The organism is Streptomyces sp. MA5143a (assembly GCF_900290235.1).
Classification (GTDB): domain Bacteria; phylum Actinomycetota; class Actinomycetes; order Streptomycetales; family Streptomycetaceae; genus Streptomyces.
This window is the reverse complement of the sequence record NZ_OLMK01000028.1, coordinates 144,764-159,727: the sequence shown is the minus strand read 5'-3', so window position 1 is coordinate 159,727 and position 14,964 is coordinate 144,764. Positions and strand designations below refer to the sequence as shown.

Annotated in this window: 12 protein-coding genes; 8 read left to right on the top strand and 4 right to left on the bottom strand. The window is 70.1% G+C overall.

The genetic code is table 11. The features are described 5' to 3' along the window. Positions 1-594: 594 nt before the first annotated feature. From SMA5143A_RS14335 to SMA5143A_RS14325, 3 genes are read right to left on the bottom strand one after another with little or no spacing between them, the layout of a single operon-like run. Positions 595-1,578 carry an ABC transporter permease gene (locus SMA5143A_RS14335; protein ID WP_107463293.1) on the bottom strand — a complete coding sequence of 328 codons (984 nt, stop codon included), beginning with the start codon at positions 1,576-1,578 and terminating at the stop codon, positions 595-597. A gap of 21 nt (positions 1,579-1,599) precedes the next feature. Next, complete coding sequence (locus SMA5143A_RS14330; protein WP_107463292.1) at positions 1,600-3,384, bottom strand: ABC transporter substrate-binding protein; 1,785 nt, start codon at positions 3,382-3,384, stop codon at positions 1,600-1,602. 59 nt (positions 3,385-3,443) lie between these two features. Continuing rightward, a complete protein-coding gene (locus tag SMA5143A_RS14325; protein ID WP_107463291.1) occupies positions 3,444-4,475 on the bottom strand; it encodes an ABC transporter permease in 1,032 nt (343 codons plus the stop codon). 430 nt (positions 4,476-4,905) lie between these two features. Here SMA5143A_RS14325 and SMA5143A_RS14320 point away from each other — a divergent pair, with 430 nt between their 5' ends. The 5 genes from SMA5143A_RS14320 to SMA5143A_RS14300 are packed head-to-tail and all read left to right on the top strand — an operon-like array spanning position 4,906 to position 10,596. After that, positions 4,906-6,546 carry a peptide ABC transporter substrate-binding protein gene (locus SMA5143A_RS14320; RefSeq protein WP_107463290.1) on the top strand — a complete coding sequence of 547 codons (1,641 nt, stop codon included), beginning with the start codon at positions 4,906-4,908 and terminating at the stop codon, positions 6,544-6,546. A 49-nt stretch (positions 6,547-6,595) separates the two neighbouring features. Then, positions 6,596-7,519, top strand: coding sequence for an ABC transporter permease (locus SMA5143A_RS14315; RefSeq protein WP_055515159.1), 924 nt, complete (start codon positions 6,596-6,598; stop codon positions 7,517-7,519). Beyond that, the gene (locus tag SMA5143A_RS14310) at positions 7,512-8,525 is read left to right on the top strand and encodes an ABC transporter permease (protein WP_099967323.1); all 1,014 of its coding nucleotides are present in this window, start codon (positions 7,512-7,514) and stop codon (positions 8,523-8,525) included. The genes SMA5143A_RS14315 and SMA5143A_RS14310 overlap by 8 nt, the downstream gene beginning before the upstream one ends. 9 nt (positions 8,526-8,534) lie before the next feature. Beyond that, a complete protein-coding gene (locus SMA5143A_RS14305) occupies positions 8,535-9,542 on the top strand; it encodes an ABC transporter ATP-binding protein (RefSeq protein WP_107463289.1) in 1,008 nt (335 codons plus the stop codon). After that, complete coding sequence (locus tag SMA5143A_RS14300; protein WP_107463288.1) at positions 9,511-10,596, top strand: ABC transporter ATP-binding protein; 1,086 nt, start codon at positions 9,511-9,513, stop codon at positions 10,594-10,596. The genes SMA5143A_RS14305 and SMA5143A_RS14300 overlap by 32 nt, the downstream gene beginning before the upstream one ends. Before the next feature lie 163 nt (positions 10,597-10,759). On the opposite strand, the gene SMA5143A_RS14295 is transcribed toward SMA5143A_RS14300, so the two are convergent. Further along, positions 10,760-12,874, bottom strand: a complete 2,115-nt coding sequence (locus tag SMA5143A_RS14295; RefSeq protein WP_107463287.1) for a S9 family peptidase — start codon at positions 12,872-12,874, stop codon at positions 10,760-10,762. A 225-nt stretch (positions 12,875-13,099) separates the two neighbouring features. Between SMA5143A_RS14295 and SMA5143A_RS14290 the strand changes: the two genes are divergently transcribed. The 3 genes from SMA5143A_RS14290 (at position 13,100) to SMA5143A_RS14280 (ending at position 14,818) form a co-directional block, all read left to right on the top strand. Then, positions 13,100-13,294 carry a hypothetical protein gene (locus tag SMA5143A_RS14290; RefSeq protein WP_055713941.1) on the top strand — a complete coding sequence of 65 codons (195 nt, stop codon included), beginning with the start codon at positions 13,100-13,102 and terminating at the stop codon, positions 13,292-13,294. Between the two features lie 95 nt (positions 13,295-13,389). Continuing rightward, positions 13,390-14,322 carry an N-acetyl-1-D-myo-inositol-2-amino-2-deoxy-alpha-D-glucopyranoside deacetylase gene (gene mshB, locus SMA5143A_RS14285; RefSeq protein ID WP_107463286.1) on the top strand — a complete coding sequence of 311 codons (933 nt, stop codon included), beginning with the start codon at positions 13,390-13,392 and terminating at the stop codon, positions 14,320-14,322. 64 nt (positions 14,323-14,386) lie between these two features. Continuing rightward, on the top strand, positions 14,387-14,818 hold the full coding sequence (locus SMA5143A_RS14280) for a DUF6113 family protein (RefSeq protein ID WP_107463285.1): 432 nt from the start codon (positions 14,387-14,389) through the stop codon (positions 14,816-14,818). Positions 14,819-14,964: the final 146 nt, after the last annotated feature.

Below are 14,964 nucleotides of genomic sequence, written 5' to 3'. Positions count from 1 at the left end.
CGTCGAGAGCCCCGCCACCCGGGTCGGCCCCGGTACCGCCGGGCTACCGCGCCCACAGCCACCGGGCTGCCGTGGGCCCCTGGCTGGCCTGCCGTGCCCGTCGCCGTCGGGTTGCGGCGCCCACAGCCGCTGGCCTGCCGTGCCCGTCGCCGTCGGGTTGCGGCGCCCACCGCCGCTGGCCTGCCGTGCCTATCGCCGTTGGGCTGTTGCGGGCGTCGTCGCCGGGTTGTCGCGCACACTGCCGCTGGGCTGCCGCAGGCGCCGCCGGGCTGGGGTGGGCATCGCGGCAGGGTGCTGCGCACATTGCCGCTGGGGTACCGCGGGCATCGCCGCCGGGCTGGCGCGCCCCCAGTCGTCGGGCTGCTGCGGGCGCCGCCGCCAGGTTGCCGCGGGCACCGTTGCCGTTCGCCGTGCTGCCACTTCGCGGCGCCTTGCCTTCCTGCCGCCGTGTCGCGGCGCCGCCGTCATCGCCGGCCCGCGCACCCACCGGTGACCCGCATCGCCCGCACGGGGCTGATCGTGCGAGCGACACGGGTCGTCTCCGGTGGCGGTCCCCGTACGCGCCGTCGCGGCGTCAGGCGGCGGCCCGGTGGGCTATGCCAGGCGTACCCGGGGGTCGATGACCGCGTAGACCGCGTCCACCACGATGTTCGCGACCACGATCGCGGCCGCGGCGACCAGGACCACTCCGAGGAGCAGGGGGAGGTCGTTGTCGCGGACCGCCTTGATGGACAGGGCCCCGATGCCGTGGAGGCCGAAGGTCTCCTCGGTGATGATGGCGCCGCCGAGGAGGTAGCCGATGTCGAGGCCGAGGATGGTGACGATGGGGCCCATCGCGCCGCGCCAGGCGTAGCGGAAGAAGACGGTACGGCGCCCCAGGCCCTTGGCTCGGGCCGTGCGGACGTAGTCCTCGGCGAGGGTCTCGACCAGCTGGGAACGGGTCATCCGTGTGTAGTTGGCGGTGAAGATGATCGCCAGGACCAGCCACGGGAGGAGCAGGCCCTTGAACCAGCTCAGCGGGTCCTGCGAGAAGCCGTCGGCGTCCGAGGGGCGGGGCAGCAGGCCCCACTGGTCGGAGAGGTAGTACATCGCCACCACCCCGACGATGTAGATCTGGAGCGAGGAGCCCACCAGGGACGCCGAGGACGCGATCTTGTCCAGGGCGCGGCCCTGCGCCACCGCGGCGATCATGCCCGTGCCCACGCCGAAGACGACGAACACGACCGTGCTGCCGAGCGCGAGCGAGAGCGTGGTGGGGAAGCGGTCGGTGATCAGGCCGAGGACCGGCTCGTGGTTGGTGAAGGAGTAGCCGAGGCAGGGCGCGGGGCACCGGCCGAGCCCGGTGTAGTCGCGGCCGACGAACAGGGCCGTGAGCCAGTGCCAGTACTGCACCGGCAGCGGATCGTCGATCCCGAGGTTGTGCCGGACCAGGGCGAGCGTCTGCGGGGTGCACAGCTTGCCGCAGGCGGCGCGGGCGGGGTCGCGCGGGGCGACGTAGAAGAGGGCGAACGTGAGGGCGCTGATGACCAGGAGGATCAGCAGCGCGCTCAGCGTCCGGCGTGCGACGAAACGGAGCATGACCGACCGGGATCCTCGGGCTCAGGACTTGGCGTACAGCTTGTAGATGAGGAACGCCGAGAACAGCGGGTCGAACTGGGCGCCGCCCACCTTCGTCCCGTACAGGTAGTAGCGCCGCTGGTAGGTCTCCGGGATGATCGGCGCCTCCTTGGCCATGATCTCCTTGTCGAGCGCCGCCCAGGCCGCCTCCTGCTTGACGGTGTCCGTGACGGTGGCGTCCTTCTTGATCGCCGAGTTGACCCAGCCGACGTTCAGCTGGGAGACGTTGGGGGCGTTGTCGGCGATCGTCGCGCCGTCGAAGAGGGGCTGGATCAGGGTGTACGCGGCGGGCCAGTCCGGTGACCAGCCGTACCACATGACGTCGAACGTGTTGTCGATCTGCCCGACCTGGTCGTAGTAGCTGGTGGACTCCACGGGCTTCACGACCGGGTCGAAGCCCGCCTCCTTCAGCGCGTTGACGATGACGACCTTGGTCTTGTCGTACGCGTCGTTGCCGCCCTGCGGATAGGTGTAGACGATCTTCTGGCCGAGCTTCCCGGCCGCCTTCAGCAGCGACTTGGCCTTGGCCGTGTCGCCCCGCGGGTTCTTCAGCTTGCCGTACACGTCGAACTTCACCCGGCCCGCGATGTCCGGGCTGAGGATGGTCGTCGCGTAGTCACCGGCGGACGGGCCGCCGTAGATGGAGCGGATCTGCTCCAGCGGCCAGGCGTGGTTGAGGGCCTGGCGCACCTTGACGTCCTTGATCCGGCGGCAGTTGATCGCGTAGTAGTACAGGCCCGTCAGCAGGCCGTTGATCGTGCGGTTCTGGAGGTCGGAGGTGCCGATGACCTTCTGGATGCGTTCCGCCGGGACACCGCTGTAGGCCATCACGGCGTACTGGTCGGTCCCGGAGTCGGCGATCAGCCGGTCGGTGGCCTGGAGCGCCTCCGGGCCGAACTCGAAGACCACGGAGTCCGGGTAGGCCGTGCGGATCGGGTCGGTCGCCGGGTCCCAGTGCGTGTTGCGCACCAGGGTCATGGACTTGTCGACGGAGTGCTGCTTGATCCGGTACGGGCCGCAGGAGACCGGGTCCTTGTCGTACTTCTCCTTGCTGTCGTGCGCGACCGGCACGGCGCCGTAGGAGTGCATCGCCAGCGCCCAGTTGAGGTCGGGCCGGGCCGTCTTCAGGTGGAAGGTGATGGTCTTCTTCGCGGTGTCCGTGACGACCGAGTCGAGGTGCCTGCCGCCGTACGGGCCCTTGTACAGGGAGCGGAAGTCGGTGGAGCCGGTGAGCCAGGTCTGGACGTAGGTGGCGCCCTCGGTGGTGAAGCTCGCGAAGCCGCGCTCGATGCCGTGGCGTACGTCCTCGACGGTCAGTTCGCTGCCGTCCTCCCACTTGAGGCCGTCCTTGAGGGTGAACGTCCAGGTCCGGCCGCCGTCCGTCATGGTGCCGGTGTCGGTGGCGAGGTCGCCGACGAGCTTCATGGAGCCGTTCGGGGCGATCCGGTACCCGGTGAGGCAGCGGACGTAGAGGTTCGCGACCGTGGAGTTCCAGGCGAAGTAGATGCGTTGCGGGTCGAGGTGGGAGAAGTCGTCGGGGCCGAGCGCGTGGATGGTCCCGCCCTTGCGGGCCCCGGTGACCTCCGGTGCCGGGCCGGTGGAGTCCTTCGCCGTGCCGACGGTCACCTTGGAGTACGTGGCGGAGGCCGCCGAGCCGCCCTGGGCGCCACCGCCCCCGCCGCCGCTGCTGCACGCGCTGAGGACCAGGGAGCCGCCGGCCGCCGCGACCGAGCCGGCGATGACGAAGTTTCTGCGGGAGATCGACATGGGTGTCCTGCCTGAATTCAGGGGTGAGGAGAGGGGGATGCCCGGAGGGGAGAGGGGGCTCAGCGTCTGGCCTTCGGGTCGAGCGCGTCGCGGACCGAGTCGCCGAGCAGGTTGAACGCGATCACGAAGATCACCATCGACAGGCCGGGGAAGAGCATGTAGGTGATGTCGTTCTGGTAGACCTGCGCGCCGCGCTGGATCATCACGCCCCAGTCGGGCGTGGGGTCGCTCAGGCCGACGCCGAGGAAGGCGAGGGCCGCCTCCGTGGTGACGTACATGGGCAGCGCGAGGGTCGCCTGTACGAGGATCGGCGTCCACAGGTTGGGCAGCAGCTCCCGGAAGACGATCCGGGCCGCCGAGGCGCCGGTGACCTTGGCCGCCTCCACGAACTCCCGCTCGCGCAGGGCGAGCACCTCGCCGCGCAGCAGCCGGGCGATCGGTGCCCAGCCGAACGCGGTCATCACCGCGATCAGGCTCACGACCGTCAGCCAGGTGGGGGTGTTCTGGTCGGGCCGGACCAGGATCGAGATCAGCACCGGCCACATGGCGATGAAGAACAACGTGGAGGGGAACGCCAGCAGGATGTCGACGATCCGGCCGACCAGGTTGTCGATCCGGCCGCCGAGGTAGCCGGCCGTGATGCCCACCGTGATGCCGAGCGCGGTGACCAGGAGGGTGGTCGCGGTGGCGATCAGCAGGGAGTTGCGGATGCCGTAGAGGAGGAGGGTGAGGACGTCCCGGCCGAGCTGCGGTTCGACGCCGAACCAGAAGTCGCCGCTGATCCCGCCGTTGGGCGCGATCGGGAAGCCGAACTGGTTGAGCAGGCCCGGCTGGTTCTGCCCGTACGTCGTGTACGGATCCTTGCCGTACACCTTCGCGATCAGCGGGGCGCCGATGCCGGCGACGAAGAACAGCAGCACGATGGAGGCCGACACGACCCCGGCGCGGTCCCGGCGGAACCGCCGCCAGGCGATCCGGCCGGGCGAGCTGGTGCCGCCGCCGCGGGGCGGGGCGGTGGACGCCGCGGGTACGGCGCCGGTGTCGGGGGCCGCCTCGAACGGTGTGGCGGCGGAGGGTGTCGGCGAGGTCATGGCGCTCCCGGCCCGCAGGTGTCAGGGACGAGCGTGAGGTGCGGGGCGCCCGGGTGACGGGCGTCCCCTGACGTGACCCTTCAACTCCCCCCGCGCCGCGTCAATGCGCCTTCCACGGCTTTGAGCTGGACTTTTGCCCCTTGACCAGCGGCTGGCCCACCGGTTGACGCCCCTTGGCCCCGCCATGACCAGCCCGAGGGCCACCCCGAACTCCGCTCTTACCGCCGCGAACCCCGCTCTTACCGGCCGAAGCCGGACCCACTCCGACGAATGCGCCACGCCGGATGTGTCACGCCGTCACGACGGCCCTCCGCGGCGCCCTTCCTCGGTGACGCTGCCGGTGCCCCTCGTACGGCCCCCGCAGACGTGCGGTATGCGCGCCATCCACCGATATTGGCCGGTAACGGGATCACTCAGGAGGAGGCACTCGATGCGCGGAGCCACGCATGCCCGATGGGCCGCGGGCGCGGTCGCGGTGGCGCTCACCGCGACCGGCTGCGGCGGCGGGGACGACGGAAGCAGCAGCGGCGGCGGTGACAGCGGCGCGGTGCTCAGCTCCTCCTGGGGTGACCCGCAGAACCCGCTGGAGCCGGCCAACACCAACGAGGTGCAGGGCGGCAAGGTCCTCTCGATGATCTTCCGGGGGCTGAAGCAGTACGACCCGAAGACCGGCGAGGCCGAGGACATGCTCGCCGAGAAGATCGAGACGACGGACTCGCAGAACTTCACGATCACCGTCAAGGACGGCTGGACCTTCAGCAACGGCGAGAAGGTCACCGCCAAGTCCTTCGTGGACGCGTGGAACTACGGGGCCGGCCTGAAGAACAACCAGAAGAACGCGTACTTCTTCGAGTACATCCAGGGCTACGACAAGACCCACCCGGACGACGGTGGCAAGCAGACCGCCGACACCCTCTCGGGCCTGAAGGTCGTCGACGACCGGACGTTCACCGTCGCGCTGACGCAGAAGTTCTCGACGTTCCCCGACACCCTCGGCTACAACGCCTACGCCCCGCTGCCCCAGTCGTTCTTCACCGACCACGACGCCTGGCTGAGCAAGCCCGTCGGCAACGGCCCGTACGCCGTCGACTCGTACACCAAGGGCTCCCAACTGTCGGTGCGCAAGTGGGACGGCTACCCCGGCGGGGACAAGGCCCAGAACGGCGGCGTTGACCTGAAGGTCTACACGGACAACAACACCGCCTACACCGACCTGATGGCCGGCAACCTCGACCTCGTCGACGACGTCCCCGCCGCCCAGCTGAAGAACGTCAAGGCCGACCTCGGCAACCGGTACATCAACACCCCGGCCGGCATCATCCAGACGCTGTCCTTCCCGTTCTACGACCAGGCATGGAACAAGCCCGGCTCGGAGAAGGTCCGCGAGGGCCTGTCCCGCGCGATCGACCGCGAGCAGATCACCGACACCATCTTCCAGAAGACCCGCACCCCCGCCACCGACTGGACCTCACCCGTGCTCGGCGAGGACGGCGGCTACAAGAAGGGCCTGTGCGGTGACGCCTGCGAGTACGACGCGGACGCGGCCAAGCAGCTGATCAAGGAGGGCGGCGGCCTCCCCGGCGGCCAGGTCAAGATCACGTACAACGCGGACACCGGCTCCCACAAGCAGTGGGTCGACGCCGTCTGCAACTCCATCAACAACGCCCTCGACAACGACCAGGCGTGCGTCGGCAACCCGGTCGGCACCTTCGCCGACTACCGCAACCAGATCACCCAGCGGAAGATGAGCGGCCCGTTCCGCGCCGGCTGGCAGATGGACTACCCGCTCATCCAGAACTTCCTCCAGCCGCTGTACTACACCAACGCCTCCTCCAACGACGGCAAGTGGTCCAACACCGACTTCGACAAGCGCGTCGACGAGGCCAACGCCGAGGAGGACACGGCGAAGGCGGTGGAGAAGTTCCAGCAGGCCGAGGAGGTCGTCCGGGACAACATGGCCGCCATTCCGCTCTGGTACCAGAACGGCAGCGCGGGCTACTCCGAGCGGCTCTCCAATGTGTCGCTGAACCCGTTCAGCGTGCCGGTGTACGACCGGATCAAGGTCAGCTGAGCCGTCCGGGCGGGCGTCCCGGCGCCCGCCCACTACCCCCGGAGTCCGCATGGGACGGTATGTGATCCGGCGCCTGCTGCAGATGATCCCGGTCTTCGTGGGCGCCACCCTGCTGATCTTCCTGATGGTGAACGTGATGGGCGACCCCATCGCGGGCCTGTGCGGCGACCGGGAGTGCGACCCGGCGACCGCCGCCCAGCTCCGCAGGGAGTTCGGCCTCGACAAGCCCGTGTGGCAGCAATACCTGACCTACATGGGCAACGTCTTCACCGGCGACTTCGGCACCGCCTTCAACGGGCAGGAGGTCACCGAACTGATGGCCTCCGCCTTCCCGGTCACCATCCGGCTGACGATCGTCGCGATCCTCTTCGAGATCGTCATCGGCATCACGCTCGGCGTCGTCACCGGGCTGCGCCGCGGCCGGCCCGTCGACACCGGCGTCCTGCTGACCACCCTGGTCGTCATCTCGGTCCCCACCTTCGTCACCGGTCTGCTGCTCCAGCTGCTGCTCGGCGTGGAGTGGGGCTGGATCAGCCCGTCGGTCTCCTCCGACGCCCCCTTCGACGAGCTGATCGTCCCCGGACTCGTCCTCGCCTCCGTCTCCCTCGCGTACGTCACCCGGCTGACCCGTACCTCGATCGCGGAGAACGCCCGCGGCGACTACGTCCGCACCGCCGTCGCCAAGGGCCTGCCCCGCCACCGGGTGATCCGCAAGCACCTGCTGCGGAACTCCCTGATCCCGGTGGTCACCTTCATCGGCACCGACATCGGCGCCCTGATGGGCGGGGCCATCGTCACCGAGCGGATCTTCAACATCCACGGCGTCGGCTACCAGCTCTACCAGGGCATCCTCCGCCAGAACACCCAGACCGTCGTCGGCTTCGTGACCGTCCTCGTCCTGGTGTTCCTCGCCGCCAACCTGCTCGTCGACCTCCTCTACGCCGTACTCGACCCGAGGATCCGCTATGCCTGAGCCGCAGCCGGAGGAGCCGCACGTCTCGGGCGGCCAACGCGCCCCCGAGCACGGGGCGATCGCCGCGACCGGACTGGACGGCACCATGGATCTGGCCACCACCGAGGGGGAGACCCTGGAGAAGGGCCTCGGTAACGCCGACGCCGGCGGCCCGGCGGACAAGGCCCGCAGCCTCTGGTCCGACGCCTGGCGCGACCTGCGCCGCAACCCCGTCTTCATCATCTCGGCGCTCGTGATCCTCTTCCTGGTCGTCATCTCCCTGTGGCCGTCGCTGATCGCCTCCGGCAACCCCCTCAAGTGCGACCTCTCCAAGGCCCAGGAGGGCTCGCAGCCGGGCCACCCCTTCGGCTTCGACGGCCAGGGCTGCGACGTGTACACGCGGACCGTGTACGGGGCGCGGATCTCGATCTCCGTCGGCGTCTGCGCCACGCTCGGCGTCGCGCTCCTCGGGTCGGTGCTCGGCGGGCTCGCCGGCTTCTTCGGCGGGATGTCCGACTCGTTCCTGTCCCGGATCACCGACGTCTTCTTCGCCATCCCCGTGGTGCTCGGCGGTCTGGTGCTGCTGTCGGTGGTCACCAGCAACAGCGTCTGGCCGGTGATCGGGTTCATGGTGCTGCTGGGCTGGCCGCAGATCTCCCGCATCGCCCGCGGCTCCGTCATCACCGCCAAGCAGAACGACTACGTCCAGGCCGCCCGCGCGCTCGGCGCCTCCAACTCCCGCATGCTGCTGAGGCACATCACCCCGAACGCCGTGGCCCCGGTCATCGTCGTCGCGACCATCGCGCTGGGCACCTACATCGCCCTGGAGGCCACCCTGTCCTACCTCGGGGTCGGTCTGAAGCCGCCCAGCGTCTCCTGGGGCATCGACATCTCCGCCGCCTCGCCGTACATCCGCAACGCCCCGCACGCCCTGCTGTGGCCCTCCGGCGCCCTCGCGATCACCGTCCTGGCGTTCATCATGCTCGGCGACGCGGTCCGCGACGCCCTCGACCCGAAGCTGAGGTGAGCCGTCGTCATGCTGCTCGAAGTGCGCGATCTCCGGGTGGAGTTCAGGGCGCGGGACGGGATCGCCAAGGCGGTCAACGGGGTCGAGTACGCGGTCGACGCCGGACAGACGCTCGCGGTGCTGGGGGAGTCCGGGTCGGGGAAGTCCGTCACCGCGCAGGCGATCATGGGGATCCTCGACATGCCGCCGGGGCGGATCACCGGCGGCGAGATCCTCCTCAAGGGCCGGGACCTGCTGAAGCTCAAGGAGGACGAACGCCGGAAGGTCCGCGGCGCCGAGATGGCGATGATCTTCCAGGACGCGCTCTCCGCCCTGAACCCCGTCCTGACCGTCGGCGAGCAGCTCGGCGAGATGTTCGTCGTGCACCGGGGCATGTCGAAGAAGGACGCCCGCGCCAAGGCCGTCGAGCTGATGGACCGGGTCCGCATCCCGGCCGCGAAGGAACGCGTACGGGACTACCCCCACCAGTTCTCCGGCGGTATGCGCCAGCGCATCATGATCGCGATGGCACTGGCCCTGGAGCCCTCGCTGATCATCGCCGACGAACCGACGACGGCCCTCGACGTCACCGTCCAGGCCCAGGTCATGGACCTCCTCGCCGAGCTGCGCCGCGAACTGGACATGGGCCTCATCCTCATCACCCACGACCTCGGCGTCGTCGCGGACGTCGCCGACCGCATCGCCGTCATGTACGCCGGCCGCATCGTGGAGTCCGCCCCCGTCCACGACATCTACAAGGCCCCGGCCCACCCGTACACCCGCGGCCTGCTCGACTCCATCCCGCGCCTGGACCAGAAAGGCCAGGAGCTGTACGCCATCAAGGGCCTCCCGCCCAACCTCACGAGGATCCCGCCGGGCTGCGCCTTCCACCCGCGCTGCCCGATGGCCCGCGACGTGTGTCGCACCGACGTACCCCCGCTGTACGACGTGACCCCGTCCGACGGCACGCGGGTGAGCGCCTGCCACTTCTGGAGGGAGTGCCTCGATGACCGAGTCGACGGCTACGTCAACGGTTGAGCCGATCCTGGAGGTCAGTGGGCTGGTCAAGCACTTCCCGTTGACCCAGGGCGTGCTGTTCAAGAAGCAGGTCGGCGCGGTCAAGGCCGTGGACGGGGTGGACTTCACGCTCGGCGCGGGGGAAACCCTCGGCATCGTCGGCGAGTCCGGCTGCGGCAAGTCGACCGTGGCCAAGATGCTGGTCAACCTGGAGCGGCCCACCGCCGGGTCGATCAAGTACAAGGGCGAGGACATCACCAGGCTCTCCGGCCGGGCCCTGAAGGCGGTGCGCCGCAACATCCAGATGGTCTTCCAGGACCCGTACACCTCCCTCAACCCCCGGATGACCGTCGGCGACATCATCGGCGAGCCGTACGACATCCACCCCGAGGTCGCCCCCAAGGGCGACCGGCGACGCAAGGTGCGGGAACTCCTCGACGTGGTCGGCCTCAACCCCGAGTACGTCAACCGCTATCCACACCAGTTCTCCGGCGGTCAGCGCCAGCGCATCGGCATCGCCCGCGGGCTGGCGCTCCGCCCGGAGATCATCGTGGCCGACGAACCGGTCTCCGCGCTCGACGTGTCCGTCCAGGCCCAGGTGATCAACCTGCTGGAGCGGCTCCAGGGGGAGTTCGGGCTCAGTTACGTCTTCATCGCGCACGACCTGTCGATCGTGCGGCACATCTCCGACCGGGTGGGCGTGATGTATCTCGGCCGGATCGTCGAGATCGGCCGCGACGCCGAGATCTACGACCACCCCACCCACCCCTACACCCAGGCCCTGCTGTCCGCCGTGCCCGTCCCCGACCCCGAGGCCCGGGAGCACCGCGAACGGATCATCCTCTTCGGCGATGTGCCCTCCCCGACGAACATCCCGTCCGGGTGCCGTTTCCGCACCCGCTGCTGGAAGGCCCGCGAGAAGTGCGAGCGGGAGGTGCCGCCGCTCGCGGTACCGGCGGAGTTCCGGCACGGGTTCGGCCCGGCCGCCCATGACTCCGCCTGCCACTTCGCGGAGGAGAAGCAGGTCGTCCCGCCGGAGGAGCCGCTGGACGATCATGCCGAGGGAGCCGTATAGCCGTACAAAAGCACACCAACCGCGTTAACACGCAGGCAACTTGGCTGACGTCGTTCCGATATACGGACGCGCGAAGCTGAACAGCGTACGGCCGTGCGGGTGCCGTAAACGGGCCGGGGCGCGCCATGTCGCCCCGGCCCGTTGCCGTGCCCGCTCCCGGGGCTCACAGACCCAGCGACCGCTTCAGGAAGTCCACCTGGAGCAGGAGCAGGTTCTCCGCCACCTGTTCCTGCGGGGTCATGTGCGTGACGCCGGAGAGCGGCAGCACCTCGTGCGGGCGGCCGGCCTCGAGGAGCGCGGAGGACAGCCGCAGGGCGTGGGCGAAGACCACGTTGTCGTCGGCCGTGCCGTGCACGATCATCAGCGGCCGGTGCGGCGCCGCGGGCGAGGAGAGCCCGCCGTCCGTCACCAGCGAACTCCCCGCGTACGCCGCCGGGTTCGCGGCCGGGTCGCCGAGATACCGCTCCGTGTAGTGGGTGTCGTACAGCCGCCAGTCGGTGACCGGGGCGCCCGCGATCCCGGCGTGGAAGACGTCCGGGCGGCGCAGTACGGCCAGGGCGGCCAGCCAGCCGCCGAACGACCAGCCGCGGATCGCCACCCGCGACAGATCGAGGGGGTGCGACCGCGCGAGGTCGTGCAGCGCGTCCACCTGGTCGTCCAGGGAGAGCGTGAGGTCGCCGTCGATCGCCTTCTCCCACGCGGGGGAGCGGCCCGGCGTGCCCCGCCCGTCGGCGACCACCACCGCGAAACCCTGGTCGGCGAACCACTGCGAGGTGAGGTGCGCGTTGTGTGCCGCCAGCACCCGGGGGCCGTGCGGACCGCCGTAGGGGTCCATGAGGACCGGCAGGGGTGTGACGCCGTCGTAGTCCCTCGGCATAAGCAGGGCGCACGGTACGCGGCGTGCGCCCCCCTGTGTGAACCGCACGCGCGGGGACATACCGGGGTTTTCCGCGCAAGTCGCCACGGTGGCCACCTGCTTGCCCTCCCGCAGCACCCGCACCTGGGACCCCGCCCGGTCCGGCACGGCGGACACCAGGACCGTCACACCGCCGGAACGCACCGCCGAGTGCACCCCGGGCTCCTCGGAGACCCGCTCCACCCCCAGCTCGTTCACCCGGTAGACGTGCACCTGGCCGATCTCCGGCTCGGCGGCCCTCTCACCCGCCGACGCCGAGACCAGCACATCGTCGTCGGACACGTCCAGCACCGCCCGGACGTGCAACTGCGGGCCCGTCAGCGGGCGTTCGCCCACCGCCAGCACCCGCGCGCCGCCCTCGTCCGCGACACGCACGAGCTGCCCCGACGGACTCCACGAAGGCACCCCGGGGAAAAGATCAAGCCAATGTGGATCTTCGTCGGCGTGCACCATACGGGTCGCCCCGGTGTCCGGGTCCACCGCCAGGAACAGCTGGCTGCGCTGGTCCCGCGCCTGCACCAGAAGCAGCGGCGCCCCCGCCCCTGACCAGTGCACATGCGCCAGATACGGATAGCGGGCCCGGTCCCACGCGACCTCCGTGCGCGTCCCGGCGAGGTCGGTCACGAAGAGCCGCACCTCCGCGTTGGCGGTGCCGGCCGCCGGATACGGCACCCGCCGCGGGTCCCTTTCCGGCTGCGCGGGGTCCGAGATCCACCAGCGGCGCACCGGCGTGTCGTCCACGCGCGCCACGAGCAGCCGGTCCGACTCCGGCGACCACCAGAAACCACGTGAACGACCCATCTCCTCGGCCGCGATGAACTCCGCCAGACCGTGGGTGACGTTCTCCGTCCCCTCCTCGGTGAGCGCCCGGTCGCCGCCGCCCTCCGCCTCCACCACCCGCAGCGTGCCCCGGGTGACGTACGCGACGTACCGGCCGTCGGGGGAGGGGCGCGGGTCGATCACCGGTCCGGGGACGTCGAGTCCACGTGCCGTACCGGCCCGCAACTCCGCCACGAAAAGCCGCCCTGACAAGGCGAAAGAGGCCAACTCCACGGCCGCGTCGGTGGCATAGCCGACGATTCCGGCACCGCCCTCGCGGCTGCGCTCACGGCGCGCCCGCTCCTCGGCGGACAACTCCTCGGACGAACCGCGCAGCAGCGCCCCCGGGTCCGCCGCCACCCTCTCGGCACCCTCCGGGAGATCCAGTACCCACAGCTTGTTGGCCCGGTCGGTACCGGACGAGGAACGCAGGAACACGACACGGGAACCGTCGGGAGCGACGGAGAACGCGCGCGGCGCGCCGAGGCTGAAACGCTGTGTCCGGGCGTGCCGACGGGGGAAGGACTCGGGCTCGGTCGTCATGTGCCGACCATATTGGCCATGCGCCCCCTTGTGCGGCCGTGCGCCGATCGATGCGCGCGTTTGGATAGTTATGATCACTACCGCCGAGTGGGTATGAACCTGCTGGCCGATGTACGGATTCACAACTGCGTCACCCGCGTCATCGTTCGACGACATCCTCACCGTCGCCGTTCGACAACTGCTTCACTCCCCAGGTCCCAGGGAACTTTTTGGAGGTGAGCCGCCGTGGCACTCTCGATTTCGGCGGTGGTGCTGCTGGCGATCATCGTCTTCATCCTGATCAAGAAGTCAGGGTTGAAGGCACCACACGCGATCATCTGCATCCTGCTCGGGTTCTACCTCTCCTCGTCGACCATCGCGCCGACGATCAGCGAGCTGACCACCAACATCGCGGGCATGATCGGCAGCATCAAGTTCTGAGACCTCCGACCGCCACCGGGCCCGCCCTCGCGCCCGTTCCCGTGCGTGCCCGCGCCCGGCGCGGGCACGGATCGGGCGCCTCGTAGGGTGGGCCCATGACCGATCTGCCCGCCCGCCGACTGCTCCTGGTGCACGCGCACCCGGACGACGAGTCGATCAACAACGGCGCGACCATGGCCAAGTACGCGGCCGAGGGAGCGCGGGTGACGCTGGTGACCTGCACCCTCGGCGAGGAGGGCGAGGTCATCCCGCCCCACCTCGCGCATCTCGCGCCCGACCGCGACGACGCCCTGGGTCCCTACCGGGTGGGCGAGCTGGCCGAGGCCATGAAGGAGCTCGGCGTCACCGACCACCGCTTCCTCGGCGGCCCCGGCCGCTACCGCGACTCCGGGATGATGGGCGTCGAGCAGAACGAGCGGCCCGGAGCCTTCTGGTCCGCCGACGTCGACGAGGCCGCCGCCCACCTCGTGGCGGTCGTCCGCGAGGTACGCCCCCAGGTCCTCGTGACCTACGACCCGAACGGCGGCTACGGCCACCCCGACCACATCCAGGCCCACCGCGTCGCCATGCGCGCCGCCGACCTCGCCGCCGACCCCGGCTTCCGCCCCGACCTGGGCGCCCCCTGGGAGATCGGCAAGGTCTACTGGAACCGGGTGCCGCGCGGGGTGATCGTCGAGGGCTTCGCCCGGCTCCACCGCGACCTCGCCGAACCCGGCCGGCTGCCCTTCGAGCGGGCCGCCGACGTCACCGACGTGCCCGGCGTGGTGGACGACCACATCGTCACCACCGAGATCGACGGCACGGGCTTCGCGGCAGCGAAGGCCGCCGCGATGCGCGCCCACGCCACCCAGATCGAGGTCGCCGAACCCTACTTCGTCCTCTCCAACGAGCTCGCCCAACCCCTCCTCACCACCGAGTACTACGAGTTGGTGCGCGGCGGACGCGAAGGCGGCGGCCGGGAGAGCGACTTGTTCGAGGGAATTCCCGGCAGGTCTTTCGAGGAAGTCCAGAACGGAACGGGCCTGTGATGCGTACGACTGTGTATGACGAACGAGTGGCACGTCCGCGCGACGGCCGAGAGGCGGTCGCGCGATGAAGCCGACCCAGCCGCCCACGGGCGGACAAGGCAGCATGCTCGCCCAGCCGTTGACCCTGCCCTCGCTCCCGCGGATCGCCGCCTACCTGGGCCTTCTCCTGCTGGGAGCCGTGCTCGGGGTGGCCGGCGGGCTCGCCCAAGCGGCCTGGTTCCCGCTCGGATTGCTGCTGGCGCTGATCGCCGCGGCCGGGCTCTTCCTGGGCGGCGCCCGGGCGACGGGCGGCAGGGCGGGGGCCGTTGCGCCGGCCGCCGGCTGGATGATCTCCGTGGTGCTGCTGACCTCCACCCGGCCGGAGGGCGACTTCCTCTTCGCCGCGGGAGTCGGCTCATATCTCTTCCTGCTCGGTGGCATGGCTGTGGCTGTGATGTGCGCCACCCTTGGGTGGGGGCGGCAACCGGCCGGGTCCGACGCCCGACTTGGGAAGTGACGTACCACTTCGCCGCAGTCGGGGGGTGCGGGTCCGGTGTGGGTTTCCCACGCGGTCGTGGGATACGCGCCGGAAGTGGCCAGTATGGTGGTGCGCGCCGCCGAGCTGCCCGCTGAGTTGAGGTCGTGACGGGCGGCGGAGCAAAC

What these genes read in the sequence shown, in the direction of transcription:
- SMA5143A_RS14315 (WP_055515159.1), top strand. Translation starts at nt 6,596, where the DNA reads ATGGGACGGTATGTGATCCGGCGCCTGCTGCAGATGATCCCGGTCTTC.
- mshB (WP_107463286.1), top strand. Translation starts at nt 13,390, where the DNA reads ATGACCGATCTGCCCGCCCGCCGACTGCTCCTGGTGCACGCGCACCCG.
- SMA5143A_RS14310 (WP_099967323.1), top strand. Translation starts at nt 7,512, where the DNA reads ATGCCTGAGCCGCAGCCGGAGGAGCCGCACGTCTCGGGCGGCCAACGC.
- SMA5143A_RS14295 (WP_107463287.1), bottom strand. Translation starts at nt 12,874, where the DNA reads ATGACGACCGAGCCCGAGTCCTTCCCCCGTCGGCACGCCCGGACACAG.
- SMA5143A_RS14325 (WP_107463291.1), bottom strand. Translation starts at nt 4,475, where the DNA reads ATGACCTCGCCGACACCCTCCGCCGCCACACCGTTCGAGGCGGCCCCC.
- SMA5143A_RS14320 (WP_107463290.1), top strand. Translation starts at nt 4,906, where the DNA reads ATGCGCGGAGCCACGCATGCCCGATGGGCCGCGGGCGCGGTCGCGGTG.
- SMA5143A_RS14300 (WP_107463288.1), top strand. Translation starts at nt 9,511, where the DNA reads ATGACCGAGTCGACGGCTACGTCAACGGTTGAGCCGATCCTGGAGGTC.
- SMA5143A_RS14330 (WP_107463292.1), bottom strand. Translation starts at nt 3,384, where the DNA reads ATGTCGATCTCCCGCAGAAACTTCGTCATCGCCGGCTCGGTCGCGGCG.
- SMA5143A_RS14305 (WP_107463289.1), top strand. Translation starts at nt 8,535, where the DNA reads ATGCTGCTCGAAGTGCGCGATCTCCGGGTGGAGTTCAGGGCGCGGGAC.
- SMA5143A_RS14280 (WP_107463285.1), top strand. Translation starts at nt 14,387, where the DNA reads ATGAAGCCGACCCAGCCGCCCACGGGCGGACAAGGCAGCATGCTCGCC.
- SMA5143A_RS14335 (WP_107463293.1), bottom strand. Translation starts at nt 1,578, where the DNA reads ATGCTCCGTTTCGTCGCACGCCGGACGCTGAGCGCGCTGCTGATCCTC.